Origin of the sequence: Bdellovibrio bacteriovorus, assembly GCF_001592745.1 — a bacterium.
GTDB classification, from domain to species: Bacteria; Bdellovibrionota; Bdellovibrionia; order Bdellovibrionales; family Bdellovibrionaceae; genus Bdellovibrio; species Bdellovibrio bacteriovorus_B.
Genome location: NZ_LUKD01000008.1, coordinates 212,746 through 237,942 on the forward strand (window position 1 = coordinate 212,746; position 25,197 = coordinate 237,942).

The following is a 25,197-nucleotide window of genomic DNA, read 5'->3' on the forward strand; positions in this document are numbered from 1 at the left end:
TTAACAATGAAATCAGCAAAGGTCACGCAATACTATGGGACTCTGTTTTGGCTAGCACTGCTGCTTTTGACAGTTGTCACACGATTTTATGACTTAGATAACAAGCCCATTCACTTTGATGAAAGCATTAATGGCTGGTTCGTGATCCAAATGAAGTCTTGGGGTTACTACAAGTATGACCCTAATAACTATCACGGACCTTTACTTTTCTATCTGATTCAGGTCTTCGAGTATCTTTGGGGGAAAAGTCTTGAAACACTGCGCGCTGTACCTGCAGTCTTCAGTGTCTTTAGTATCATGTTGTTTGCCTTTCCGGTTTTACAAAATCGTTTTGTCCTGACAGCGACCTCTCTATTTCTTTTACTTAGTCCGGCGTTTTTATTTTTTGGACGTTCAGGAATTCACGAATCGCCCTTTGTGTTCTTTCAGTTGTTGTTTGCCATGGGATTTTTGCGCTGGTTTGAAAAGCCAGATGGCAAAGCATGGGCCCTGGTGTTAACCGGTGTTGTCGGCATGATGACGTTGAAAGAGACATTTACAATCACAGGTTTTTGCTGGCTTCTGGGTCTTCTTGCTCTGGGCCCCAAAAATTTTCAACAGATATTTTCGTGGACCCAGTTAAAGCAAACATGGTCTAAGAAGACAACAGTTCTTGCCTTTGTGCTTTTGATCCTTTTCGTGCAATTGTTTACGGGTTTTTTCCAAAACATGGCCGGCCTTGCGGATTTTGTGAAAGCGATTGTGCCATGGTTGAAAACGGGCGTGCATGGAAAGGGACATGAAAAGGAATTTCTATATTGGGTGAAAGTCATGTGGCAGGCCGAACCGCTGGCGTTGTTGGGCGTGCTTCTTTCTTTTGCCGGGATGTTTTCAAAACAAAAAAGTCTTCGTGTCCTGAGTGTGTTTTCGTTGTCGCAGCTTTTGATTTACTCTTTAATTCCGTACAAAACGGTTTGGTGTATTCTGTCCTTGGTGTGGGTTTTTTATCTAGTGCTGGCTTTTTATCTCCAACTGTTTTTTACCAATGTGAAGATGAGGGCCGTGTCTTTAGCGGTCGTGACAGCGTTGTCTTTCTTGAATGCGCGAAGTCTTTACGCTTCTTCTTACGCGGATCCCTTGGATTTTGATCATCCGTATATTTACGTGAATTCCACCTATGATCTTGAGAATCTGCAAAGATTTATTTTGGAAGAAGCTCGTAAGCGTCCCGAACTATTTTTGCAGCCCGTCCAAATCGGCATGAAAGAGCAGTGGCCGTGGCCTTGGATTTTGCGTTCGTTTCAGAATTTAGATTATAATTTGTGTGAAAAAAATCTGATTGAAGACGCGTCCGTTTACTTCTGTGATCCTACGGAGTCTTTGGATGTGGATCGGGTCTTGAATGAGCCATATTGGAAATTGCAGATCGTGCTTCGACAGTCGAGAGAGCCTTCAATCGTATACTTGAAACAATCTGTCTTCCCGAAGATTCCGTTTCAAAATAATGTCGACGTTGTCGGGGGTGAGGAGTGAGTATGAAAAAAGCGACTTTCTTAAGTGTCCTTCTTTGCAGCAGTTCTGTTTTAGCGCAGGTGCAAAAAGTCGATGTTCTAAAGGATCTCAGCGCCAAAAAAAGTGTGGACCTGTATCAATCCTCTGATAGGAAGCAAAAACTTTCTCCATTATCACAATTGAAAGATTATGAAATTCATTTGAAATGGTCTGAATGTTCAAGGCTGGCGCCCTCGGTTTTTTCCGCCCAAAAAGAATTGCGCGGGTGGGTGGCGCAAAGCTGGTTGCATTGTTTGACTCAAGAACAGAAAAAGAAACCGAATTTCGCGACAGTCGAAAAAGCTTTAACTGCTATGTCTGCGCATAAGAATCTTTTTCAAGAGGGCCCCTGGGCCGATCAAGTGGCGGAAAATTGGGTGAGTCTGCGTCTTTCCTATCTTACGGATCAAGTGGAAAAGAAAAATCAAAAGGCGGGTCCGCAGCTAGAAGATCTTCTAGGAGGCGGGCTTAAACTCAATAAAGAACAAAAATCCCTGATCTTTCAATTGTTGGCCGACCTGGCGATGTTGAAAGTGAATTACACCGAAGCCCAGTTTTTATATGAAGAGGCGCAAGACCAGAAGGATTCCAAATACCTTCAAGAGAAAATCGAATTCTTATTAAAGGCCAAAGGGGATCTAACAGAAAAGGCACCGACGCTGGCTGGCAGCGAAGTGCTGACGGAAGAAGTAAAAATTGAAGAGCGTTTGCGCCAATCACTCAAACAGAATGATTCGATTTCCGCTTTAAAAGATGCCGTGCTCATTCTTAATCAGTATCCAGGCAGTCGTTCGGCGAAAAGACTGAAAGACAAGCCTTTGGAGATCTATAACTCTCTTTCTGAAAAGCTCGCGAAGATCAAGGCGCTAGATGAAATGGAAGAGGCCGACGGAACGCGATTGATTGAATGGGCGCAGTTCCTACACCGTCGTGGCGATTTCAGCGGCTCTATGTCGCTTGCGCAAAAAGCCTTGCAGAAAAATCCTGGGGCCACTCAGTCTACAAGCGCTCTTTGGATTGTCGGAAGATCCGCCCATTTCTTGGGACAGTATGATCGCGCCCTTGAAACTTATAATTCCTTGATGTCTTACCACAATGGATCTGATGAAGCTGCCGAAGCCATGTTCCGGTCTGCGTTGATTCATTTCCGTCGCAAAGATTATTCTTCAGCCAGCGCTCTTTTAGAGAAACTTCTTTTACAAAATCGCGATCGTTACGATCTGAATGCGCAACACTGGTTGGTGCGCAGCCTTCAGGAAACAAATCCAGAACGGGCAAAGCAAGCCGCGGCTGAGCTTATCGAAAAATATCCTTTTTCATACTATGGCCTTCGTTTGAAAGCGGAGGCGCAAAATGGAAAGCTCACTTGGCCTGAGTTCAAGGACAAAGCTCCGAAGTTGCAAAGTGAGTTATTCTTGGCGGGTCCACAAAGAAAAATGTGGCAGCGGTTTAAAACTCTTTCCGATGCCGGATGGTTGATTGAAGCGCAAACCGAGTTGGAAGGTTTACCGTTTATCAAAGATCCCACTCTTAAAATGGCGTTGGCAGAAAAGCTCTCGGAGCGACGGCAGTACATGACAGCGATTCGCTTCGTCGGCTCCGCGATGGATGCAGATCCTAGATTGCGTCGCGAGCAATTTGTGAAGCTGGGGTATCCGCAAGTGTATGCATCCCTGTATCAAGCTGAAGCAGAACGCTATGGTATCCACATCAATTTGTTGCGCAGTCTGACTCGCCAAGAGAGTGCTTTTAATCTTCAAGCGGTATCAACATCGAACGCTCTGGGGTTGATGCAGATGATTCCACCGACGGCTCAGGAAGTTTCAAAAAAACTCGGGATGAAAGTCGAGCTTCCAGAGGATATGTTCCGCCCCGAAGTGAATATACCGATGGGATCTTTCTATATTTCCCAGATGTTGGACCAGTTTGAGAGAAACGTGCCCTTCGCCTTAGCTGCGTATAATGCGGGACCCCACCGTTTGAAGACGTGGATGGAGGGCCGCACAGAGATCACGGAGCTTGTTTCTCAGAGTGCAGGCAGTGTTCGTGACGAGATTTGGTTTGATGAGCTTCCCTGGACGGAAACAAGCTTCTACGTGAAAGCCATTCTGCGTAATATTTTGCTCTATAGTCTCGTCGAGGACGGCAGTTTCACTCTGAAACCAGTACTATGGCAGGATATGCTGAATAAAAAGGCAAAATAAGGGAGATACTTTATTGAAAAAAGGCTCTGAGTTTTGTAGCCTGAAATCTGTGTGTCGATAGGAGAGGACTCATGAGGAGACTTTTAACATTGAGTTTGGTTCTGGCCTTTGTGGCGGGATGTGCGCATAAGGGCAGCAACACTGGAAACGGTGGAGCCGCAGGAACCCAGTCTGGTGACGGTGAAATTAAAGATATCGGTTCATTCCGTCTATCAGATCCCGAAGGCCCTAAAGTGGTCGACCAAGAATTGGAATCCATCCCAACGGAAGTCAATCCGCTGGTTGAAAAATGGATTGCTTACTTCCAGGGACGTGGACGTCCTCACATGGAAAGATATTTAGCCCGTTCTACTCGCTACGAAAAACTCATGAAAAAAGTTTTGCGCGATAACGGTCTTCCTGAAGATCTTTTCTATATCGCTTTGATCGAATCCGGTTTTAGTTCCAAAGCCACTTCTCATGCTTCTGCTGTTGGTTACTGGCAGTTCATTCGTGGAACAGGGAAGCGCTACGGTCTTGATATCAACGCGTTTGTTGATGAAAGACGTGACCCTGTCTTCGCCACTCAAGCGGCGGCAGAATACTTCAAAGGTCTTTATAGTGTATTCGGTTCTTGGTACTTGGCGATGGCTTCGTACAACGTCGGTGAAAACCGCGTAAAACGTGAAGTGATGAATCACTACACACGTGACTTCTGGGAACTGGCTCGCAAAAAAAGACTTCCTAAAGAAACAATCAACTATGTTCCAAAATTCATCGCCGCGAAGTTGATCGCAAAAGAGCCAGATAAATATGGTTTCGGCGAGATCGATTATCTTCCACCTATCGAGTTTGATCACATCACAGTGAATAAACCTATCAACCTTCGAGCGATGGCTGATAAGTTGAACCTGAACTACGAAGACTTTAAAGCTTTGAATCCAAAGTATAAAGGTGAAGTGGCTCCGGTAAAAGGATCTGAACTTGTTCTTCGTATTCCTCCTGGAACTTCCGAGCAAGCCTTGATTGCTGCAAATGAAAGCGTTGTTTCTAGCGTGCAGTTCGTTGCGGATTCTGGTGATACCCAAGTTTACCGTATCCGTCGGGGAGATACTTTGAGCACGGTGGCTCGTCGTTACCGTACGACAGTGGCTTATCTTCGTGATTTGAATGATCTTCCTCGTCGTAAACCATTGCGCGTCGGTATGAGAATCCAAGTTCCAGACCGTACGCCACTGAGAGAGCGTTCAACTTCAACGATGTTGGCGAAAAAATCTAAAACAGAAACTCGCAGTGTGAGTGTAAGTACCGATGGACGTTATTACATCGTTCAGCAAGGGGACTCTTTGTTCACGATTGCGCGTAAATACTCAACAAGCGTGTCTGAACTTCAGCGTTTAAATCAAATCAAACGCGGTCGTACTTTGAAGGTCGGCATGAAGTTGCGTGTGCCGACTCCTGACAGCTCTTCGGCTCGTGAAACAACGAAGTCGGTTGCAAAAGCGAAGTCAAAAGTTCACGTTGTTAGAAGAGGCGAAAACCTAGTGGGTATCGCGGAACGCTACAATGTTTCTATGACCGATATTAAAGAAAAAAATAAAATCCGCAATCCATCGTCTTTGATGGTGGGTGCAAGAATTCTGATTCCGGTAGCGGAAGCAAATCAATAAAATTGAAAAGCAGAATAAAGCAAAAAAGGCGATCTTAAGATCGCCTTTTTTATTTCTGATATTCGAAAGTCAGATGCGTGATCGCCTCTTTGATCTTACGAATAGAGATATTTTGATCAGGCGTCGCCGTTCCCTGAATAATGGACTGGTGACGGCCCTGGTAAAGGTAATACAGATAGTCTTGCAAAGTCTCTTCGCGGATGCCCTCATGTTGAGGAGCCCGATTGCGAAGTTCTTTTAGTAGCTCAGCTGCAAAAGCCAAAGTCGCGACGGCGGCGTTTTCTGGGTATTTCAGAGTGGACTTTGTTAATCGATACTTTTCTTCAACAGAGTCTGGAATGTCCTTAATCTGAGTGGGACCGCGGCTGTTTTCATCCGTATCAAGCCCATTTCCTTTAGCGATAGAGACGACAACAGGAATCGACTGTTTCAGGCGATACTTCATGCTTTTCCCATAATCAGTCTCTGGGGAAAGAACGCCAAAAGCAAACTCTGCCAACATGTTGTACTCATCATCTTCCAGTTTTAGAAGCTCCATCAGTGCTTCTTTTTCTTTCTCTAAAGTTTCTACGTACGTGCGTTTGAAAGTGTCGTTGTCATCGACGCTGAAGCGAACTTTCACACTTTGTTCGTTGAAAGGGGAGTAGTTAAAACTAGGGCGGTTGCGCAAGACGCGAGCAGCGTTGAAAGTCAGAACGTGATTGCGAATGCGGAACTTGTGATCTTCTGACACAGGTAAAACGTAAACGAATGTGCCTTCAGGGATTTGCAAAGAGCCTTGAAACACACTGCGAACTTGCGCATCTTTTTGCGCTTTCAAAAAATGAGTTCCTGCGCGTTGGCCGGCGTGAACGTAAATTCCTGCGCCACCTTGATCCAACTCATCGCCGTTTTTAACTTTGATTTGGGATGATGAAATCACGTTACCTTGGGCAGAAAAGTACGTGGCAAGTTGTTTGGTCTTATTCACCACAACGTAAGGAGCATGGTGAAACTTTTCGTGCGCCAGACGAATGACGGTTTGATTATCCTGAGAATTGATCTTGTTTCGTTCTTCAAAGTAAGACCGAAAGCTTTCCGCATGGGCCGAGAAGGCCATGGCGAAAGTGAGGACTAAAAAAGCGGGAAGGGGTAAAAACGCGGTTTTCATCATGTCTCAAATCCGTGCAAATATGCGACCTTCCAAGGCTTAATGTATTGATTGTCATAGGGAAAACCTGACGGGGAATTTGTCAGTATGACGATTCTGGGCACTGATATTTCCGCCTCTGAAATACGCATTTCCCCTCTTACGACTAGATCTTCAAACCCGAGTGCAAAGCCTTCGGCAGATTGCATAGCCTTAAAAGCATGAAAAAATGGGGCTTCGTATTCGCATCTGCTGTTCTTGTTCTGACAACTCAAAATTCTGTCGCCGCCGATTGGCAAGAGACGAATATTCAGTTTCTGCACTGGGATTCTTATAAAACTCCGACTGGAAAAGAACTTTCTCAAAGCGTGATCACGTTAGAACACGCAAGCAGTTGGACCTATGGAAGCAATTTCTTTTTCATCGACATTTCAAATCCGGATACGGAAGATGAAACCAGTTTTTACGGCGAGATTTCGCCGGGATTTAGTTTAAAAAAGATGGGGTTATTAGAGCTCAGTGAAGAGAGTGGACCTTCTGACGTTCTTTTGCAGCTTAACTACGAGTTCCCTCAAGGACCGGCGAAAAGAGCCGCGCTCGCGGGCGTGAATTTCGTGTGGAAAAATCTTGGTTTTGATTTTCTTTCAACCCAATTTCTATTTCGCGACACCTTGGGGTTGGACGGTCATACGGGCCAACTTACACTGGCGTGGTTGAAACGCTTTGGCAGCGAAGCATGGCCTTTGGAATTTAGTGGTTTTATCGACTGGGCGGGGGCCGAGGCCACCTCTCACGAAAATATTCACACGCAGCCGAATCTGCTTTTAGATTTCTCTCGCAAAACAGCACGCAAGGTTCCTTTAAAGCTCGGCATTGAATGGAAGTACTGGAAAAACAAATACGGTATCGACGGCCTTGAAGAAAGCGTTCCTCAGGCAAAGCTCGTCTGGATTTTTTAATTCGGAATTTTAAAGAAGAAAAAGTGAAGTCCCCAAAAACAAAAGTGCCTGCGAGGAATCTTCAGTGATAACTCACAGGCTAAGGGGAATGAAACCAATCCTTGTATGTATTGATACCTTCCATATGCACACCTCTGATTCCTCAGGTGACTCACCTTTGGCAGCTGGCTGGCGTGGACGAACCGACACCCCTCTAGCTTTGCGTCCCGCCGTTTCCGACGGTTTGCCTTGAGGCAAAGGAAGGATCTAAATCCTAACGAGTATAACCCTAGGAACCTCCTTATGAGTTATTCGATAGATCCAACCAGTTCATCGTTTTTTATAGAGGCCTGAACCCGGAACCTCTGCGTAGTAATCCTGGTGACGCCTCGTCACTTCGGTGGTTCATCATGATGATCGTGAATACGGTTTTTCATCTGTGTCCTCCTTAGCTGGCCCTAAAGCATTCACTTACTCAGAGGTAAGTCTCACGAGCCATCTGGTTTCAACTCTTTTAGGATAGCTCGACCAAAGTTTTATTTTCAAGGGGACCACTTTCGATTCTCAAAATACGTCGAAATCTCGTTTCCGTCTGAGAAACAAGGTGTGATTCTGTTTTAGGATGAAACAAATTTAAGAAGAAAAAGAAGATGAAGAGGCTCGAAAAACCTCTTCATCAGAAATTTTTAAGGCAGGATTTCGCGGATGTTGTTCGCGATGGACATGAATTCTTGAGCTTCCGCACCGTTGCTGTTGGCTTCAACGATAGGGATGCCAGCTTCACACGCAAGACCTACTGAAGGATTGAAGGGAACGGCTCCCAATTTTTTCATTCCTTTGGCGTGAGCGTAAGTGTCCATTTCTCCCTTAGGGAAAAGTTGGATTTTTTCACCATTCGCTGGATTGATCATGTAGGCCATGTTTTCAACCATGCCCAGCAAAGGCACGCCCACACGCTCAAACATATCGACGGCTTTTTTCACATCGAGCAAGGCCACGTTCTGCGGTGTAGAAACCACGACCGCACCACTGACCGGAACTTTTTGTGCTAATGTTAGTTGGATATCGCCAGTGCCCGGAGGAAGATCCACGACCAGGTAATCAAGTTCGCCCCAGTTCACATCGCGTAGGAATTGATCCATGGCTTTAAAGAGCATGGGACCACGCCATACGACAGCCGCATTTTCATCAACTAAAAAGCCGATGCTCATAAGTTTGATGCCATAACGAGTGATTGGCTCAAGTTGATTCGTTTCAGGATTAATTTGTGGTTTTTGTCCTAAGCTACCTAACATGCGAGGAATACTTGGACCGTAGATATCGGCATCCAAAAGACCGACACGGCTCTTTTTACCCAAGGCCATAGCCAAGTTAGTGGCGACGGTGCTCTTACCAACTCCACCCTTGCCTGAAGATACGGCAATAATATGTTTCACTCCGGGAATGGGGGTCTGTTTCTCGAACGGATTTGGTGCAGCCATGAAGGTGACTCCTTGATAAATTTAAGCTCCCAACGAATAATAGAAAGTGGATGAATAGCCAAGACTTTTTGACATTGAATTTAGTGGGAGCGGGAGCTTTCATCTTCTGGTACTTACTCTCGCGAGGAGGGTCGCGTCGTCCAACGCAGCTCAATATGGGTGCAAAGGACAGCGCTCCGCCTTTAATCACAGCTGAAGAGCCTCCACCGGCTCTCGAACCCTCGCGTCGTCATCCTGATCTGACTCAAGCCAAAGTAAAATCCCTAAATGTGATGTTTAATTACAATGGTCACACCTGGGACGCTTATGAAGTCCTCGGAGTTCCGGCGGGGGCGTCGATCAAACTTGTCACCGAAGCCTACCATGTGGCCCTGCGACGCTGTGATAAGGAATCGATGGAGTTTATCGAAACGGCCTATCGGGCCATTCTGAATAAAGGTGCTTAGTTTTATTGCTCGCGGGTGAAGAGACAGCTAAAGCCGCGTCCGTTCTGACTGTGTTCCCAAAGAAACTTTCCGGTTTCATCCACAATCACCGTGTCTTCTTCGGAAAGACTGGCAGAGCTGTTGTTGTTAATGAAGATCACTGTTTGGTTCTTGCTAATCAAGTTTTCTGACTTCGTCACTTCCGACAGAATTCTTTTATGACCGCGCTCTAACTTTTCAAGCTCCGTCTGCGGGCCTTTGTTGGCGTGACAGAATTTTTGGACAAGGGGAGCTTTCGCGGAAAGAGAATTCAGAGTGAAGCCTTGGCATTCGGCAATCCATTCGATCTGCTTAGGGCAGTCATCAGTTCCGCTTACGAGTGAATAAACAGCTCTTGCAGCAGGCACCACGCTTTGTGGCGCGCGCATCGTGGTCTCGACGGAAGTAAAATTCTTTCCGACCCAGATCAGTCCCAAAATGAGAAATAATGCGATATTGCCCAGCATGCGGCTCCTTTGCTTTTGGATTTTTAAAGCAAGGGTTGTGCTTTGTGAGCTGAACTAAATTTGAGCACAGGGAGGTGTTCTCAAATTGAAATGTTGAACTTCTCCGGAAGTGACAAAATTAGTTCGCGGGCTTGCGCGAAGGACGGGTCCAAATAAAAACTAAGACGCAGGTGCAGATAATGCCCGCACACCACTTGGCATAAACGGGGACCGTGGGTTTTAGCAATGAGAAAGTCACCAGCGGCACCATTAAAGCAGTCGCAAGAATTTTAGCGCGGGGGCGAATCACGCCGTGCAGTTGCCAGTCTAGAATAAAAGGTCCTAGATGCGGTTGATTGATCAACCAACGATGCCATTTTTCAGAGCTTCGTGAAAAACAAAACGCCGTCAGTAATAAAAACGGCGTCGTAGGCAAAAGGGGAAGAAAGATGCCTATCACCCCCAGGCCTAAAAAGATCCAGCCGAATACAAAATAAATCGTGCGCTTTGTCTGTTGAATCATTTCGCTGGGGCCACCGAAGTAGGAAGTTCATCATCAAGTTTATGAGTCTTCTTACTTTCAAGTGGCGAAAGCATCAAGTACAAAGCGGGTACAACGAACAATGTTAAAAGCGTCGAAACAATCGTTCCCCCGATGATGGATAAACCCATCGGAATACGTGTTTCCGCCCCAATGCCAGATCCAATCACCAAAGGAGTTGCCGCCGCCACAGTTGCGACCGAAGTCATCAGGATCGGGCGAAGGCGCACGGGGCAGGCCTCTAAAAGTGCTTTGGAAATATCTTTTTCCCCGTGATGTCGCACTTGGTTTGTGAACTCCACCAAAAGAATTGAGTTCTTCTTCGCGATACCCATCAGAACGATCAAGCCGATAAAGCTAAACAGATTCAAAGAAACATCAAACATCCAAAGGGCAATCAAGGCCCCGGTCACACTGAATGGAAGAGCAACAAGAACCGAGATCGGATGAATGAACGAGTTGAATTGCACTGCTAAGATTAAGTACGCGACTAAAATACCGACCATCATCGCTGAATAGAGACTTTTAAACGAGTCGGCAAAACCGGCAGAAGCACCTTCCAGCGCGAATGAATAGCCCGCGGGAAGAATTTCTTTGGCGATGGAGCTGGCACGCTCTAAGACTTTTGCTTGAGATTCTCCCGGAGCCAAGTTTCCGAACACAGAAATCGCTCTTTGACGATTCACGCGCGAAATTCCCTGGATGGCTTTTTCTTCCTTAATATCTACCAACTGAGATAGAGGAATAAGATTTCCGAAGTTGTTACGTACGTAAAGACGTTTAAAATCTTCAGGTTTTTGAATCTGATCTTCTAAAAACTTAAAACGGATGTCGTAACGACGTCCATCGGCCGTGTAACGCCCTTCGCGAAGGCCTCCTACACCGGCAGAAAGAATTTGCCCGACGTCTTCAACTGAAACTCCTCGCGCCGCCATGGCGCCGCGCTTAGGAAACAAAACCAATTCCGGAATCCCCATACGGAAATCCGTATCAAGATCTACCGCCAGTTTTTCTTTTTCTAGACGCTCCATCAATTCATTGGATTTATCAAAAAGGACTTTCAAATCCGGTCCACGCAAGTTGATGGCCAAAGGATTTTGGCGTCCTGTCGAAAGATTTCGTGCGGAAATATCACGCATGGAAATACGCATACCTTTAAGTTCTTTGAATTTTTGGCGCCAGATATTCATGATCTGTGTGTGACCCAATTGACGATCCGCGCGGGGCTTTAAGGCCACCGGAAGGAAGAATTGATTCACGTTTGCGGAACCACCACCTCCACCGACAGAGATAACGAAGCCTTCGACGTTGGCGTCCGCCTTAATGATAGCTTCGACCTTTGCGGCTTCCGCACTGGTTTTTTCCAGAGAAGTGCCCGGAGGCATCTGGCCATTGATGATGATGAAGTTTTGATCTTGCGCCGGTACGAACTCTTGACGTACTTTGCTGACTAAAACCAACGAAACGACGAAGAACACCAAAGATCCGCCGACAACTAAATATTTAAATCTTAAAGTGCCGTGCAAAACTTTTTGGTAAGAGTGAGAGAACTTTTCAAAAAGAACATCCAAGAAGTGCTCAAGCTTTGAAACTTTTGGTTCTGTACTTAAAAGAGCTGCGGCCCGCATCGGTGTGATGGTGACGGCTTCAAGAAGTGAAAGCGATACCGCCGCACTCATCGTAACGCCGAACTGGAAGAAGAACTTACCGATAATACCGTCCATAAAGACGACGGGTAAGAACACCGCGATAACGGCCAATGTGGCTGCTGTCGCTGCCGGCAAAACTTCTTTGGAACCATCAGAGGCGGCCCGGGCAGAGCCTTTACCCATGCGATAGTGACGGACGATGTTTTCTAAAAGCATGATGGCATCATCGACGACGATCGAAATGGAAAGCGTCAGTGCCAAAAGCGTAAATAGATTCAGCGTAAAGCCCGAGAAGTAAAGAATGATGAAAGTTCCGACAATAGAAGTCGGAATTGAGAAAAGAATGTTTACTGCTGCCTGAATACTTCCTAGGAACAAGAAACAAACCAGGATGGTGATTAGGGCTGCCACCCAAAGTTTCTCAATCGTTAAGTGAACAGTGGCATCTGTAGGAAGTGTGAAGTCCACATTCACGCGGAAATTAAATCCTTCAGGAAAACTGCCTTTGATGGAATCTAATTTTTGACGAACTTCCTGTGCCACGGTCACTTCGTTCGTGCCGCGCTGTTTTTTTACGGAAATAGAAATCGCCTGACGACCATCGACACGCGCTACACGGCGAACATCAGAAAGACCATCTTCTACGCGAGCCACGTCGCGAATATAGATGTTGCGGTCATGAATACGCTGCCCTCCGCGACGAAGAATTTGGATGTTCGCCACTTCGTCAACATTAGTTGCTTCGCCCAACCAGCGAACACGCAGTTCACGTTCTTTTTCGGTAAATTGTCCTGCGGCACTTTCCACGTGCTGCGTGCTGATGGCTTCAATCACATCGGACAAAGTAAGATAAAGAGCTTCTAGTTTTTTAGTATCCACCCAAATACGCAAGTTTCTTTGACTGAAGCCTTGGATGCTGACTTCGCCCACACCCGGAAGGAAACGGATCTGATCCAACAAGTAGTTCTCAGTCCAGTTAATCATCTCGCGCAAGTCAGACTCGCCATAGATGGAAAGAATGATAATGGGGTCTTCTTCAGGGTTTTGTTTACGGACGGTCGCAGGATCGACACCAGGAGGCCAACGCATACGGCTGAGCGCGGTTTGCACTTCTTGCAGCACGACGTCGACGTTGCGGTTGATGTCGAACTCTAAAGTCACCGAACCTGAACCTTGGCGCGCACTCGAACGCATCTCTTTGATGCCTTCGATCGCCAAAAGTCTTTCCTCGATGGGATCGATCAACTCGGCCTCGACAATTTCTGGCGCAGCCCCTTCATAATCCACCGAAACGCTGATGACTGGGAAGTCGACGTCGGGCAACTGGCTGATCCCCATGCGGTTCATACAGATGGCACCAAAGACGATAAGAGCAAACATTAGAACCCAGGCAAAGACGGGGCGGCGAATCGAGAGATCGATCAAATTCATGGGTGTTCCTTTCGCGCACAGATATTTTTACCCATTAAAACAGGGTGTCAACAAAGCGGGCTTTCGGCCGACTGAATTTAGACGGAATGCAGAGGCATTTAGTTCGAATTATTTTCGAAAAAAAATGGGAGCTAATTTTTAATTACTGAGCTTTGGCAGAAAGAGGCTCTTTATAATCGGGCATCAATTTCCCACGATGACACATGTAACACGTGGCCATGGGGCCTTTTTTCCCATCGAAACCGTTTTCTTTCAACATTTGAGTCAGCTTCATATGGTCTTTGCCGACTTTGAAAGATTTCTTCGAATCGTCGCGGAAATTTTGAACATTGTGGCACTCAGCGCAGGTGACTCCCAGCTCGCGAGAGATAACGATCATCTGTTCGCGAATTTTTTCTTCTTTGGTGACAAACTTAGTGACGGATTCTGAGTGCGCCTTTGGTAAAAGGAGCACGAGGCCTAGTAAAAAGAGGGCGTGGCTTTTTCGGATGCGCTGCATGAGATTAGCTTCGCTGACGTCAGGTCCTTTAGGCAAGCAGACCCTGACTTCTTGACTGCTTCTGGACCAAATGTAAAAGTACACGTGGTATTGTCTTACCTATTTTGGAGCCCAGCATGAAAATTAAGCACTGTGAAGACCTCAATACTCTTGTAAGTCTTAGCAAACGTCGTGGTTTTGTCTTTCAATCGAGTGAAATCTACGGAGGTCTAGCTAGCTGCTGGGACTACGGTCCTTTGGGCTCTTTGATGAAGTTGAACGTGAAGCGCGCATGGTGGAATGCTATGACCCGCAGATCGGATATCGTGGGTTTGGATGCGGCTATCTTGATGCACCCCACAGTTTGGAAGGCTTCCGGTCACGTCGATGGTTTTAGTGATCCTTTGGTTGACTGTAAAGAATGTAAGACACGTTTCCGTGCCGATAACACAGAATCTTATCTTAAAGATAAAAAGTGTCCGAACTGTGGCAGCAAGAATCTTTCTGAAGAAAGAAACTTCAACTTGATGTTCAAAACTCACATGGGTCCTTTGGAGGATTCTGCGAGCGTAATCTACTTGCGTCCAGAAACGGCTCAAGGTCACTTCGTGAACTTCCAAAACTGCCAACAATCATCTCGTTATAAAATTCCATTTGGTATCGCGGCGATCGGTAAGTCTTTCCGTAACGAAATCACTCCAGGAAACTTCATTTTCCGTACGCGTGAATTTGAACAAATGGAGATGCAATATTTCGTAAAACCAGGCACCGACGAAAAATACTTCGCGGACTGGAAAGAAACGCGTTGGAACTTCTATATTAAGTACGGCATCCGTCCTGAGAACTTAAAATTCAAAGACCATGATAAGCTTGCGCACTATGCTCGTGCCGCCGTGGACGTGGAATACAAATTCCCAATGGGCTTTTCAGAGCTTGAAGGTATCCACAACCGTTCGGACTTTGATTTGACCCAACATTCGAAATTCTCTGGCAAAAACTTGGAATACTTCGACGAAGCCAACAAAGAGAAATACATCCCTTACGTTATTGAAACAGCCGTAGGTTGTGACCGCCTGTTCTTGGCTTTCTTATGTGATGCTTATCGTGAAGAAATCACGACGGATGAAGCCGGTAAAGAGGACACACGTGTGGTTCTGGGGCTTCACCCGGATATCGCGCCATTTAAAGTGGCCGTTCTTCCTTTATCTAAAAAAGAAGAGCTGACTTCGATTGCTGAAAAGTTGCGCGATCAATTGGCGGAAGACTTTGATGTGACTTACGACGAAACGGCTTCCATTGGTAAGCGCTACCGTCGTCAAGACGAAGTGGGGACACCTTATTGTGTGACCGTGGACTTTGATACTATCAACGACCAAGCTGTAACAGTGCGCCATCGCGATAAAATGACTCAAGAGCGTGTGCCTATGAGTCAATTAAATGCGTACGTGGCCGCAAAGTTGAAAACATTTAATCAGTAGTGCAATTCAATTTTGGGAGCCTGAAACGGGCTCCCAGTCTTCCTGTCGTTCCGCCAACATACCATTTAAGATCTGCGGACATTTTTTAGAATTCTGACAATTAAAAGTTAAGTTTTTGTAGTTAATAGGCCGTGTCAATGTGCATTTCGCTTTGCAAACCCCTGGACCATGGTCTGTAATCTTTCGCGAATAGGTGGGTAATTCGTTTTTATCCACAAACATATTGGAGGGGAAATATGGAATTCCTAACGAAAGTTGCTCAAGCATTTCAACACGGTGGATTTTGGATGTGGCCTATCATGTTCATTCAAATTACATCAATCGCGATCATCATCGAAAGAACTTACGCGCTTTTCGTGCGTCGCAAGTTGAATCAAACTGCTTACGCATTGGGCTTTGAAGAGTCTATTCGTCGTGGCGAAATGGATGCGGTTATCACAAAAGCACAATCAGGTGCGACTGAAAACCCAGTAGCGCGCGCGATTGCAGCCGGTGCAATGGCGGCTCGTAATATGGGTGGTAAAGAAGAGATCCAAGGTAAAATGGATGAAGTTCTTCTAGAAGAGAACGGTCACCTTGATTACCGTACAGGTTTCCTAACTATGCTTGGTAACGTGGCGACGTTGACAGGTCTTCTTGGAACTATCAGCGGTATGATCAGCTCGTTCGCAGCGGTGGCTTTCGCGAATCCAGCAGAAAAAGCTTCTTTGCTTTCTGCAGGTATCTCTGAAGCGATGAATGCGACAGCTTACGGTTTGATCGCAGCGATCCCAGCTCTAGTAGCTTACGCTATCTTGCAAAACAGAGCGAATCGCTTGGCTGAAGATTTGAATCAGGGTGGTTTGAAAGTTTACAACTGGTTGAGCTACTCTTACGATCCAATCACATCTTACCAAATAAAAACGAACAAATCTGAGCGCCACACTGAAGTGAATGCGTAAGCTTAAGAGGGTTTATGAAACACTCTAAAAAGCATTTGGATTTTGAAGTTAACCTTATTCCGTTCATTGACTTGTTGTCAGTGTCGATCTGCTTTCTTTTGATCACAGCAGTGTGGTTGAACGTGGGATCGATGGACGTGAAGCAAGCCGTTGGCGGTCAAGCACAAGAGGATACTAAGAAAAGTCCTCTTGTGTGGATCCGTATGACTCCGGCAGGGGACTTGGACCTTGAAGTGCAGCAAAGCTCTTTGGTTCCAGCAGGTCTTCGTAAGTTTCGCGTTTCTCAGGTCGATAAAAAGGTGAATTACGAAGGTTTGGAAAAAGCTCTGACGAACTTAAAAGCAGTCGAGCCTTCTTTGAACACAGGTCTAATTCAACCGACAGCGGCAACATCCTACGAAGAGATCATCGACGTGATGGATAAGTTGAAGAAAAGCGGAATGAACGATTTGGGCGTTTCTCCTTTATAATGGGGGTTTTGTGATTTCTGATGGCATTTTAAAGACATCAGTTTTAACGGGGACTTTAGAGGGTCACTCTATTATCAGTCCTCGTGGAGCTAAAGGAAAACGCAACATCGCGGCCGATCTTCTTTTGACGGCTCTGATTGATGCGTTCTCTATTCTTGTGATCTTCCTTCTTATGAATTTTTCCAGCACGGGTGAAATCCTGATGATTGGTAAAAACCAGGAACTTCCTAAAGCCCACCTTGCGGCGGTTTTAGAAAGAAATCCGGTGATCAAAATCGATGATAACAAGATTTACGTTGAAGATAAGTTAGTCACTGCAGACACCATCACTGCGGAACTTTTGGAGCTTCGTAAAAAGCACCAAGAGCTTCACCCGAACGTCGAATTCCAAGGAGTGGCGACGATTCAGGCGGACCGCCGAGTGAAGTATGAGTTCTTAAACCAGATCATACTCGGAATGAATCAAGCAGGATACAGCGACATTAAATTTGCAGTAGTACTGAAGTAGTTTTAGGGACGGAGGGGGTCTCGATGATGAAAAAAGGACTTTTAATATTCTCTTTGTCAGTGGGTGTGGCAGCGTCAGCTCAAGCATCTGCGACTCAAACAGGGTCAACTCAAGACCTCCTAATTCAAAAACTCACACAAGTGCAATTGGGCTTGGCTCCGGCAGATCCTGCCAGAGCCGGAGTTCTTTTGCGTTTGGCGGATCTACATGCAGAACGTGCCCGTCAACTTTCAATGAAAGAGTTGAATGACGGTTGCGTGGTTTGTAAAGCGGGTGAAAAAGACCGTGAAAAAGCGCTTTCATACTATACAGAGGCTTTGACGAAAGTTCCGGCGAACTCTGTGGCGAAAGTGCATTTGCAAATGGGTCATCTTTATGAACTACAAGGTCGCAATGAATTGGCTGAAAAAAGCTATCAAGCGATGTTGAGTTCTTCTTCATCTCCGATTGAGATGGCCGAAGCCAATCTGTCACTGGCAGAAATGGCCTTTAGAAAATCTGATTTCAAAAAAGCCCAAGAACTTTATGGAAAAGTTTTGGCAACAGAAGGAGCGAGCTCTCAAGGTCTTGCGGCTTACCGCAATGCTTGGTGTTCGTTCCGTATGGGTGATCTTGAAGGTTCTATCGTGAAACTTCAGGACATTCTTAAAAATCCAAAATTGCAGTCTCGCATGGCGGCTTCCCGCGGTGTTGCGGACGTGCAATTCTTGGAAGAGGTTTCTCGTGATTTAGCGACCTTCATGGCCGCACGTGGAATCAAAGACGGTGATGCGGAAACTTTATTCGCGCTATCTCCTGAACAATTCAAACTTCAACAAGTGACGATGCTGGCTCGCGAAGGTCTTCGCTTGGGTCAAAAAGAACCGTCATTGAAAGTTTGGGATTTCGTTTACCAAAAACAAGCAGATCCAAAAATGCGTCTTGAAGCTCAAGTGCGCATGGCTCAATTAAACTTCGATCTTAAAAACGTTCCTGCCGCTTTCAAAGCTTACCAAATGGGTTTGAACCTTTGGGGAGCGACTGACTGCACAGCGACGACTTGCGAAGAATCTGCAAAAGGTCTTCGTCAATTTGTTGTAGGCTGGAATCGTATTGAAAACAGCAAGCCAAGTGCCGAGCTTTTGGGTGCTTACGACGAATACTTCAAAGTCTTCCCTGAAGATGAAGATATGTACGTATGGGGTTCTCAAGCGGCAGCAACAGCAGGCCAGTATGCGCAAGCGGCTCAATGGACAGCGTCTGCGAATAAAATGATTCTTGCGAAGTACTCTGTAGAAAAAGATTCGGCTCAACAAAAAGTTCAAGCTGAAAAGCTAGAGAAGAATTTGCTTTTGGGTATCGAGAACGCAGAAAAATCAAAAGACGAAAAGCTTTTGGTCGCGGCTCAAGACGACTACCTAACGAAATCTGTATTGAAACAAAAATCTTTCGATGTTCAGTACCAAAAAGCTTATGCGATTTACCAAAAGGGTGATTACGCAGCGGCGGCGGGACAGTTGAATGATCTAGCAATCAACGGCAAAGGTTCAAGCCAGATTAAAGTTCAAGCGGCAGAATTGTCTTTGGATGCTTTAGCGCTTCTTAAAGACGACGCTCGCATTCAACAATGGTCGGCGCTTTACGCTTCTAAATTCGCGGATAAAAAAGGCGAGTTCCAACAGATTCACGAAAAGTCCGTGTTGACTCAATCTGCGAAACTCGCAGAAGCGCAACCAGATCAAGCTTTGACTGTATTGGCGAGCTTCAATATGGCGGCGGCGACTCCTGAAGACAGAAAGATCTATCTTAAAAATAAAATCTTATTGAACGAGAAACTGAATAAGATCACGGAAGCTCGTGTGGCGACCGAAGACCTTCTTCGCGAAAAAACTTTGACGACAGAAGAACGTGAGTTCGCTTTGGGTCGTAAGGTTTGGTTCGCAGAATTGGAATTGGACTTCGCGACGGCTTTGGCGGCCGCAGAACAAATGCAATTCAGCTCTTTGTCTCAAGAAGAAAAGGTTCTTAAGCTCGCTCTTTACTCAGAGCTCGCAGACAAGAGCCCGGCAACTTATTACTCTCAATACTTGAAACAATCTAAAGACGACGAAAAGAAAGCTTTGATTGCGACTCAATTGATCCGTTTGTCGAAAGCTCCGGCGAAAGACTTCGATGCCTATAAACCTTACTTCAAAAACAACGCGGGTCTTTATGCTCGGGCGGCTCTTGAAGTTTACGGCATGACAAAAGACCGCAAGGTTCTTGAGAAAGCGTTGAAGGAAAAAGGCAGCTCAAAACAAGATGCTTTCGTGATGATCGAAAAAATTCTGGTTTTGGCTGATCTTAAAGATCTAGGCAAACAGACTGCGGCTCACAACATCGATACTAAAAACCAGAATACAATCGCGATGGGTCTTAAAGCTCGCGTGAAACTTTTGGAAAAAATCGATTCCCTTGCAAATCGTGCTATTGCGACGGGCGACTGGTCGTCTCAATTGTTGGCTTTGGATCTTGTGGCGAAGGAAAACTCTCGCTTCTACAACGAAGCTTTGGCTTTGCCGATGCCTGCGGGTTTAACTCCTGAACAAGAGAACGAGTACCTAACTATTCTTTCTCAGCAAGTGGCGCCAAATCAAAACACCGCGATGATGGCAGAAACGAAAGTGAAAGAGTTCTGGAGCCAAAAAACTGCTTTGGATTCTTACAAAACTTTCGCACACCAAAACTACAACTGGGCGAATTACATCGTCGAAGAAGTTGAAGCTGTAGCGGCGATTGCTCCCGAAGATCAAAAGATCGCTTGGACGGGAGCAGTTTCTGAAATCAAAGCTTCGGTGACGGCTCAGCAAAAACCTTCTTTGGCTGAAATGGAAAAAGCGCGCACTAACTTGAAACAGAATCCATTTACGGTGAGCGCGATCGAAGAAGCGATTGCCGTAGAAAAGAAAGCTCAACGTAAGAGCATGGTCGAGTACCTACAGGGACGTTTAGCAACACTGGCTAAAAAAGACGGTGAAGTGAAAGGGGACAAACAATGATGAAATACGCATTGATGATGGTTTTGGTTGTAACATCCACAGTGGCATTTGCCGCTCCGGACGCAAAACCGGCAAAAAAGACTGACATGAACTTCGAAGACCTTTTGGTCAGCGGTCAGTACCACTTTTCTGACGAAGCCGTGACAACAGTGGAAGAAGATAAAGTATTAAACAGCTTGATTGGCGTTAGAGCAGACTTCAAAGACCGCATGAAACAATCGGCGACTTTGGGTGAGGTGAAGGGCAAATGAATCTTAGACTCATTTTAGAAGACAATGCAGGTAATGTGACTCGTCAGATTCCGGTAACGGAAAAAAAGGCGCAGTTGATTCAACGTTCTGATACGAAACGTTTGGAAGTTGTGACTGACACTGCGGCTTTGACGAAAGAAAAAATCAAATTCTCAAAACTAGCGGATCTAGATTTTGACGAAATGAAGAACAAGAAATTCCCATTGGGTAATTTCGGATCTCTTCGTCTGGTTGAAGCGATCGAAACTGTTCCTGTGGATGGTTCTGTTCGTGCGGATGAAAAGAAAGACCTTAAGGCTTCTATGCTTTTGGCTTTCGCGGTCCTTCTTCTTTTGATTTCGATCATTAAGTTCGCGCCAAAAGAAAACGCGAAAGTGACTGAAGAATTGAAACAACAAGTTGTTAAAATTGTTCAGACAAAAGAAATGAAGCGTAAGACGGTGGCTCCGACAAACAATATGGCCGCAGATCCTACCGCGACAAAAATGCCAACGAAACGTGCGGAACTTGTAAAGCGTTCGGGAGCTCTTTCCGCTCTAGGAAGCCTTCGTTCTGGTAAACAACGTGGTGGCTTGAACTTGGGTGCCGTGAATACAACAGCGGGCATCGGTTTGGGTGGCACAGGTGGCAGCGGTGGTGTGCAAACATCACTTTACGGTAAAGGTATCACTTCCGCACCTCTAGGTACGGGTGGAAACATTCAAGGTGGCGGCGGCTACGGAACTAAAGGGAAGGGTGGCGGCCAAGCTGGTTACGGCAGTCTTTCTTTGGTGGGTTCTGCGGGTGGCGCGCCAGTTCCATTGGGTGCAGAAGCTGAAGTTGCACAAGGTTTGGACCGTTCAGCGATCGACGAAGTCATTCGTCGCAACTTAGGTCAAGTGCGCTTCTGTTACGAGCAAGCGTTGCAAGGCACACCGAATTTGAGCGGTCGTGTGGCGATGGGTTTCACCATCGGTGGCAACGGTCTTGTAAAATCAGCATCAGTTGAAAACTCTTCGATGGCGAATAAAGGTGTCGAGGATTGTATTACAATGCGTTTGAAAACGTGGAAGTTCCCAGTGCCTCAAGGAGGCGTGGACGTAAAAGTAACTTATCCGTTCGTATTACGCAGACAAGGGCAGGGGTAGACAATGAAATTAGTATTGGCTTTATTAACAGGCTTGATGTTTTTAACTGCCTGCGAAATGCAGCAGGATCCTTTGAAGGATGCTCCCGAAGCGGTTCGTGAAGGACGCGCTCCTGAGGCGGAAAAACCCGTTCAAGAAAAACCGTTCTCTAAAGATGCGATGTTCATTGATGCTCCAACGGTTGTTAACGGCCGTGTGGGCAGCCCTATGGAATTTAAAATCAACGGCCGCGTGATGGTTGAAGGTGTGACATTTAAATTGAACATCGACAACTTGGCGGACTTTGAAGGGGCGACATTTGATGCTGCCACTGGCGAATTCAAATGGATTCCAACGAGAGCGGTTGTCGCGGGACTTCCAAGCATCGAGCTTCCTCTTCGTATCACTCTAGCAACAGATTCTTCGGCGAAATATCCTTTGATCTCTGTTGAAAAGAAAACTCTTTCTTTGATGGTTGTGAATGTGTACTCAAAACCTATCGTGCAAACGATCACAGGCAATGGAACACTAACGACAGGAACGACTCATTATCTAGACTACACGATGGAAGACATTGATGCTTTCAGTGAAGCGGATGTGACTTTGGATGTTCGTGACTGTGGCATCGCAAGCTATCGTGATTCTATCGCTCACTTGGTCAGCGTTCGTAATATCACGAAGTCAACGACGACTCCGAATAAATACGAAGGTCGTATCGAGATCGACTTGAGAAATGCCGATCACTTGGCAAGCACATACTACTGCTTTGCTTTACAAGCGATTTCAAAACACGGTGTGAAATCCGAAATCTATAAACGTGATATCACTATCAACACACGTCCTAAATCAACTCGTATCACGATGGAATCAGCTCCGACGTTGCTTGTAGGTCAATCGGCGCAAATCGCGTTCACGATCTATGATACGACGGCGAACGGAAGTCTAAGAATGGTTTCTATGGATGACATTGCAAAGGTTCTTCCGGGCAGTACTTTGACTTGTAAATCAAACTACACAAGCAAGTTCCAAATGGATTGTTCAGGTTATATCACAACGACAGGTTTGACAGCTCCAACAGCAGACGCCGTTTACAACATCAAAATGGAAGTTGAAAATACAGTTGGCAGCGTGTCCGTGAACACTACTCACACTCTTCGCATTAATGTTAAGGCGGTGACTCTATGAAATCTTTAAGCTTTATTTGTGCTCTTTTCATTTCTTCTATGGCTTTTGCTCAATCTGTTGAGCATGAAGTGGATTCTTTCGGTGGTAACGAGGCGCTTTACCTTAAAGCGAAAGCTTTGAACCCTGAAGTGGAAAACGAAGTGGTTCAAAACCGTTTCATGGAAAGATCCAATCGTTTTGAAGTGGCTCCTGAGTTTTCAGGTGTTTTCAATGGCGATTCTTACAACCGCACGACGAATGCGGGTTTGAACGTTCACTACCACATCAATCCAAGCTGGAGTGTGGGTGTGAAGTACAACTACTCTTTCAACACTTTGACTCCAGAAGGAAAATCTGCGGTTGATAAGGCGAGCCAAAACGCGGCTCAAAATCCAAAAGAGCCTAGCTATCTTTTCCCGCAAGTGATTTATCCTAAATCAGAAACTTTGGGACTCGTGAACTGGTATCCAATCGTAGGTAAATTGAGCTTCGGTAAATATGGCGTAGCACACTTCGACACTTACCTGACAGCGGGTTACGGCCAAATGGAACTATCTAATGGCACAAGTCCTGCGGCGACATTGGGTGTGGGTTTTGGTTTCTGGGTGAATTCAAATCTAACAACGCGTTTGGAATACCGCGCTCAACAATACAAAGCGGAATACTACAACAAAACTGAGAACATGTTAACAAACGTGGCCTCTGTACAAATGGGTTGGATGCTATGATGTTAGTTAAATCTTTAACTGTTGCTTCTTTAGTTCTTGGAGCTCACACAGTCGCTTTCGCAGAAGACGACTTGATGAGCATCCTTGAAGGAAAGACCAGCCAAGCGGCGGCTCAGTTCGTAGAAAGCGAAGAAGTAGCCAAGCTAAAAAAAGCGGTGAATCCTTCAACGGCGGAACAAAATATCTTCTTCCAATTCTTGGTTGAAAAGAATTATGAAAAAGCTTTGTTCCAATGGGCAACAGCTTTCAATGGTTCATCATTTCAACAAACTGAAACGGGCAAGGCTCTTGAAGCTTTCTTGAACTATAAAAACGGTTTGAAGCTGACGGGTGTTGAAGCGCTTTTGAACATTTCGGCTCCAGAGAAAATCGACAGCACAGTGATCAGTCTTTGGAAAGAAAACTTGAATGACAAAGACCCTGTGTGGGGAATGGCGCAAGTCACTTGGAAACCTTATTGGACTCAAGTGTTCGGCGTGGGTGCTGAGATGGCGGTTCTTCTTCAGAAGAACTACGTCAACGAAGATATCGCCGCTTTGACTGAGCTTATTAAAAAGACACCGGTAGATTCAGTTGAAAGAAACCTTTTGCAATGGCAATTGGTTTTGAATCTAGGAATCCGTGGTGAAGCGGGTAAAGCAGCGCAAGTTCTAGCCCACTTGATGAAAGCTAAGAACAATCCGATTGATAAAGATCTTATGACGATCACTGCGGGTCGTTTGCTTTACCAAAACGGTTTCTTGGATGCTTCTATCCAGTACTATAAAAAGATCGGTAAAAAATCAGACTACTGGTTCCAAGCGCAAGAAGAGATGGCTTGGGCTTTCATGAGAAAAGGTGAGCCGCAAAATGCGATCGCGATCACGAAAACTCTGACTTACCCGCACTTTAAAGGTTGGGTGGGTATTGAGTCTTATCTTTTAAGCTCGTTCAGCAGCTTGAAAGTGTGTGATTACCCTCACGTTCTTCAGACAATGAAAGCGATCAAGCCACAATTCGGCGAGCACTTGGTGGCTCTAGAAAAATTGACGGTAGATCCAAATCAGCCTGCAGTGACAAACTTGATGAAAGCTTTGTCTGTAGGACCTGTGAGCCCTGAAAAATTGGGTAAAGATGCTCACCTGATCCCAGCGCACGCATCTCGTGACGAAGTTTTGACGTTGCTCGTGAAAAGACATGCTTACCTGACGAAAGAATCTGAATTGGCTGAACAGCTTTACGCTCGTTCTTTGACATTCGGGAACTTGCAAGGTCAGTTTGAAACTTTGAAGAACCAAGTTCAAACGCGCGCGCAAATGACTCAAGGTGCGGGTCTGCAACGTGTTCAAGAGTTGGCGAAGTCTGAACTGGAAGATTCAAAACAAGTCATGCAACGTCTTCGTATCGTGGAAGTAGAAATGATCCAACAAGTGGACTCTGCTTCGAAGTTCATCAAGAACGTAGGAACGACGGAATCCAAAATGGGTTCGACGGGTTCAACGAACAAATATGCGATGAGCTTTGCAAATGACAAAGAAATCTGGTTCGACGAACTTTCTAACTTCAAAGTAGACGTTAAAAAGGGCTGCGCGAAAGCCAGCGTGAAGGAGTAAAG

The 25,197-nt window shown here is 45.7% G+C and carries 21 protein-coding genes and 1 riboswitch; of the genes, 15 read left to right on the forward strand and 6 right to left on the reverse strand.

The annotated features are described in order from the left end of the window. Window positions 1–6 precede the first annotated feature (6 nt). The 3 genes from AZI87_RS15660 to AZI87_RS15670 all read left to right on the forward strand — a co-directional run bounded on the left by AZI87_RS15660 (window position 7) and on the right by AZI87_RS15670 (window position 5,383). On the forward strand, window positions 7–1,512 hold the full coding sequence (locus AZI87_RS15660; protein WP_063208988.1) for a flippase activity-associated protein Agl23: 1,506 nt from the start codon (window positions 7–9) through the stop codon (window positions 1,510–1,512). A 2-nt stretch (window positions 1,513–1,514) separates the two neighbouring features. Further along, window positions 1,515–3,734 (forward strand): transglycosylase SLT domain-containing protein, encoded by a 2,220-nt coding sequence (locus AZI87_RS15665; RefSeq protein ID WP_063208990.1) that lies wholly within the window; start codon window positions 1,515–1,517, stop codon window positions 3,732–3,734. Between the two features lie 71 nt (window positions 3,735–3,805). Beyond that, complete coding sequence (locus AZI87_RS15670) at window positions 3,806–5,383, forward strand: LysM peptidoglycan-binding domain-containing protein (protein ID WP_063208992.1); 1,578 nt, start codon at window positions 3,806–3,808, stop codon at window positions 5,381–5,383. A 49-nt stretch (window positions 5,384–5,432) separates the two neighbouring features. On the opposite strand, the gene AZI87_RS15675 is transcribed toward AZI87_RS15670, so the two are convergent. Then, entirely contained in the window at window positions 5,433–6,536 is a 1,104-nt protein-coding gene (locus AZI87_RS15675) for a hypothetical protein (RefSeq protein ID WP_155722592.1), read from the reverse strand. Window positions 6,537–6,733: 197 nt separating this feature from the next. On the opposite strand from AZI87_RS15675, the gene AZI87_RS15685 reads away from it, so the two are divergent. Beyond that, on the forward strand, window positions 6,734–7,471 hold the full coding sequence (locus AZI87_RS15685) for a DUF5020 family protein (protein ID WP_063208998.1): 738 nt from the start codon (window positions 6,734–6,736) through the stop codon (window positions 7,469–7,471). Between the two features lie 156 nt (window positions 7,472–7,627). Then, a riboswitch (cyclic di-GMP riboswitch) is annotated at window positions 7,628–7,709 on the reverse strand. A gap of 427 nt (window positions 7,710–8,136) precedes the next feature. Here AZI87_RS15685 and AZI87_RS15690 read toward each other — a convergent pair. Then, window positions 8,137–8,931: an Mrp/NBP35 family ATP-binding protein gene (locus AZI87_RS15690; protein ID WP_063209000.1), complete on the reverse strand. Its 795-nt coding sequence runs from the start codon at window positions 8,929–8,931 to the stop codon at window positions 8,137–8,139. A gap of 50 nt (window positions 8,932–8,981) precedes the next feature. Between AZI87_RS15690 and AZI87_RS15695 the strand changes: the two genes are divergently transcribed. Continuing rightward, the gene (locus tag AZI87_RS15695) at window positions 8,982–9,377 is read left to right on the forward strand and encodes a hypothetical protein (protein WP_063209002.1); all 396 of its coding nucleotides are present in this window, start codon (window positions 8,982–8,984) and stop codon (window positions 9,375–9,377) included. Between the two features lie 2 nt (window positions 9,378–9,379). Here the strand turns inward: AZI87_RS15695 and AZI87_RS15700 are convergent, their stop codons facing one another. From AZI87_RS15700 to AZI87_RS15715, 4 genes are all read right to left on the reverse strand, one after another. Further along, window positions 9,380–9,862 carry a hypothetical protein gene (locus AZI87_RS15700; protein ID WP_063209004.1) on the reverse strand — a complete coding sequence of 161 codons (483 nt, stop codon included), beginning with the start codon at window positions 9,860–9,862 and terminating at the stop codon, window positions 9,380–9,382. Between the two features lie 118 nt (window positions 9,863–9,980). Continuing rightward, window positions 9,981–10,364: a YbaN family protein gene (locus tag AZI87_RS15705; RefSeq protein ID WP_063209006.1), complete on the reverse strand. Its 384-nt coding sequence runs from the start codon at window positions 10,362–10,364 to the stop codon at window positions 9,981–9,983. Next, complete coding sequence (locus AZI87_RS15710) at window positions 10,361–13,462, reverse strand: efflux RND transporter permease subunit (protein WP_063209008.1); 3,102 nt, start codon at window positions 13,460–13,462, stop codon at window positions 10,361–10,363. The genes AZI87_RS15705 and AZI87_RS15710 overlap by 4 nt, the downstream gene beginning before the upstream one ends. A 142-nt stretch (window positions 13,463–13,604) precedes the next feature. Then, window positions 13,605–13,916 carry a hypothetical protein gene (locus AZI87_RS15715; protein ID WP_155722593.1) on the reverse strand — a complete coding sequence of 104 codons (312 nt, stop codon included), beginning with the start codon at window positions 13,914–13,916 and terminating at the stop codon, window positions 13,605–13,607. Between the two features lie 161 nt (window positions 13,917–14,077). Between AZI87_RS15715 and AZI87_RS15720 the strand changes: the two genes are divergently transcribed. From AZI87_RS15720 to AZI87_RS15765, 10 genes are all read left to right on the forward strand, one after another. Then, a complete protein-coding gene (locus AZI87_RS15720) occupies window positions 14,078–15,418 on the forward strand; it encodes a glycine--tRNA ligase (RefSeq protein ID WP_063209012.1) in 1,341 nt (446 codons plus the stop codon). 236 nt (window positions 15,419–15,654) lie between these two features. Continuing rightward, on the forward strand, window positions 15,655–16,359 hold the full coding sequence (locus AZI87_RS15725) for a MotA/TolQ/ExbB proton channel family protein (RefSeq protein WP_063209014.1): 705 nt from the start codon (window positions 15,655–15,657) through the stop codon (window positions 16,357–16,359). A gap of 14 nt (window positions 16,360–16,373) precedes the next feature. Beyond that, on the forward strand, window positions 16,374–16,829 hold the full coding sequence (locus AZI87_RS15730; protein WP_063209015.1) for an ExbD/TolR family protein: 456 nt from the start codon (window positions 16,374–16,376) through the stop codon (window positions 16,827–16,829). Window positions 16,830–16,839: 10 nt separating this feature from the next. Then, on the forward strand, window positions 16,840–17,337 hold the full coding sequence (locus AZI87_RS15735; protein WP_063209017.1) for an ExbD/TolR family protein: 498 nt from the start codon (window positions 16,840–16,842) through the stop codon (window positions 17,335–17,337). Between the two features lie 23 nt (window positions 17,338–17,360). Then, window positions 17,361–20,354 carry a tetratricopeptide repeat protein gene (locus tag AZI87_RS15740; RefSeq protein WP_253696904.1) on the forward strand — a complete coding sequence of 998 codons (2,994 nt, stop codon included), beginning with the start codon at window positions 17,361–17,363 and terminating at the stop codon, window positions 20,352–20,354. Beyond that, window positions 20,351–20,605, forward strand: a complete 255-nt coding sequence (locus AZI87_RS15745) for a hypothetical protein (protein WP_063209019.1) — start codon at window positions 20,351–20,353, stop codon at window positions 20,603–20,605. The genes AZI87_RS15740 and AZI87_RS15745 overlap by 4 nt, the downstream gene beginning before the upstream one ends. Continuing rightward, window positions 20,602–21,732: an AgmX/PglI C-terminal domain-containing protein gene (locus AZI87_RS15750; protein ID WP_063209021.1), complete on the forward strand. Its 1,131-nt coding sequence runs from the start codon at window positions 20,602–20,604 to the stop codon at window positions 21,730–21,732. Before AZI87_RS15745 ends, AZI87_RS15750 begins: the two co-directional genes overlap by 4 nt. Window positions 21,733–21,735: 3 nt before the next feature. Continuing rightward, entirely contained in the window at window positions 21,736–22,896 is a 1,161-nt protein-coding gene (locus AZI87_RS15755; RefSeq protein WP_063209023.1) for a hypothetical protein, read from the forward strand. Continuing rightward, complete coding sequence (locus AZI87_RS15760; protein WP_063209025.1) at window positions 22,893–23,603, forward strand: outer membrane beta-barrel domain-containing protein; 711 nt, start codon at window positions 22,893–22,895, stop codon at window positions 23,601–23,603. Before AZI87_RS15755 ends, AZI87_RS15760 begins: the two co-directional genes overlap by 4 nt. Continuing rightward, window positions 23,600–25,195, forward strand: coding sequence for a tetratricopeptide repeat protein (locus AZI87_RS15765; protein WP_063209027.1), 1,596 nt, complete (start codon window positions 23,600–23,602; stop codon window positions 25,193–25,195). The genes AZI87_RS15760 and AZI87_RS15765 overlap by 4 nt, the downstream gene beginning before the upstream one ends. Window positions 25,196–25,197: the final 2 nt, after the last annotated feature.

Bases quoted from the DNA above. Each gene is read 5' to 3' on its own strand.
- AZI87_RS15660 (WP_063208988.1), top strand. From the start codon at position 7: ATGAAATCAGCAAAGGTCACGCAATACTATGGGACTCTGTTTTGGCTA.
- AZI87_RS15665 (WP_063208990.1), top strand. From the start codon at position 1,515: ATGAAAAAAGCGACTTTCTTAAGTGTCCTTCTTTGCAGCAGTTCTGTT.
- AZI87_RS15670 (WP_063208992.1), top strand. From the start codon at position 3,806: ATGAGGAGACTTTTAACATTGAGTTTGGTTCTGGCCTTTGTGGCGGGA.
- AZI87_RS15675 (WP_155722592.1), bottom strand. From the start codon at position 6,536: ATGATGAAAACCGCGTTTTTACCCCTTCCCGCTTTTTTAGTCCTCACT.
- AZI87_RS15685 (WP_063208998.1), top strand. From the start codon at position 6,734: ATGAAAAAATGGGGCTTCGTATTCGCATCTGCTGTTCTTGTTCTGACA.
- AZI87_RS15690 (WP_063209000.1), bottom strand. From the start codon at position 8,931: ATGGCTGCACCAAATCCGTTCGAGAAACAGACCCCCATTCCCGGAGTG.
- AZI87_RS15695 (WP_063209002.1), top strand. From the start codon at position 8,982: ATGAATAGCCAAGACTTTTTGACATTGAATTTAGTGGGAGCGGGAGCT.
- AZI87_RS15700 (WP_063209004.1), bottom strand. From the start codon at position 9,862: ATGCTGGGCAATATCGCATTATTTCTCATTTTGGGACTGATCTGGGTC.
- AZI87_RS15705 (WP_063209006.1), bottom strand. From the start codon at position 10,364: ATGATTCAACAGACAAAGCGCACGATTTATTTTGTATTCGGCTGGATC.
- AZI87_RS15710 (WP_063209008.1), bottom strand. From the start codon at position 13,462: ATGAATTTGATCGATCTCTCGATTCGCCGCCCCGTCTTTGCCTGGGTT.
- AZI87_RS15720 (WP_063209012.1), top strand. From the start codon at position 14,078: ATGAAAATTAAGCACTGTGAAGACCTCAATACTCTTGTAAGTCTTAGC.
- AZI87_RS15725 (WP_063209014.1), top strand. From the start codon at position 15,655: ATGGAATTCCTAACGAAAGTTGCTCAAGCATTTCAACACGGTGGATTT.
- AZI87_RS15730 (WP_063209015.1), top strand. From the start codon at position 16,374: ATGAAACACTCTAAAAAGCATTTGGATTTTGAAGTTAACCTTATTCCG.
- AZI87_RS15740 (WP_253696904.1), top strand. From the start codon at position 17,361: ATGATGAAAAAAGGACTTTTAATATTCTCTTTGTCAGTGGGTGTGGCA.
- AZI87_RS15745 (WP_063209019.1), top strand. From the start codon at position 20,351: ATGATGAAATACGCATTGATGATGGTTTTGGTTGTAACATCCACAGTG.
- AZI87_RS15750 (WP_063209021.1), top strand. From the start codon at position 20,602: ATGAATCTTAGACTCATTTTAGAAGACAATGCAGGTAATGTGACTCGT.
- AZI87_RS15755 (WP_063209023.1), top strand. From the start codon at position 21,736: ATGAAATTAGTATTGGCTTTATTAACAGGCTTGATGTTTTTAACTGCC.
- AZI87_RS15760 (WP_063209025.1), top strand. From the start codon at position 22,893: ATGAAATCTTTAAGCTTTATTTGTGCTCTTTTCATTTCTTCTATGGCT.
- AZI87_RS15765 (WP_063209027.1), top strand. From the start codon at position 23,600: ATGATGTTAGTTAAATCTTTAACTGTTGCTTCTTTAGTTCTTGGAGCT.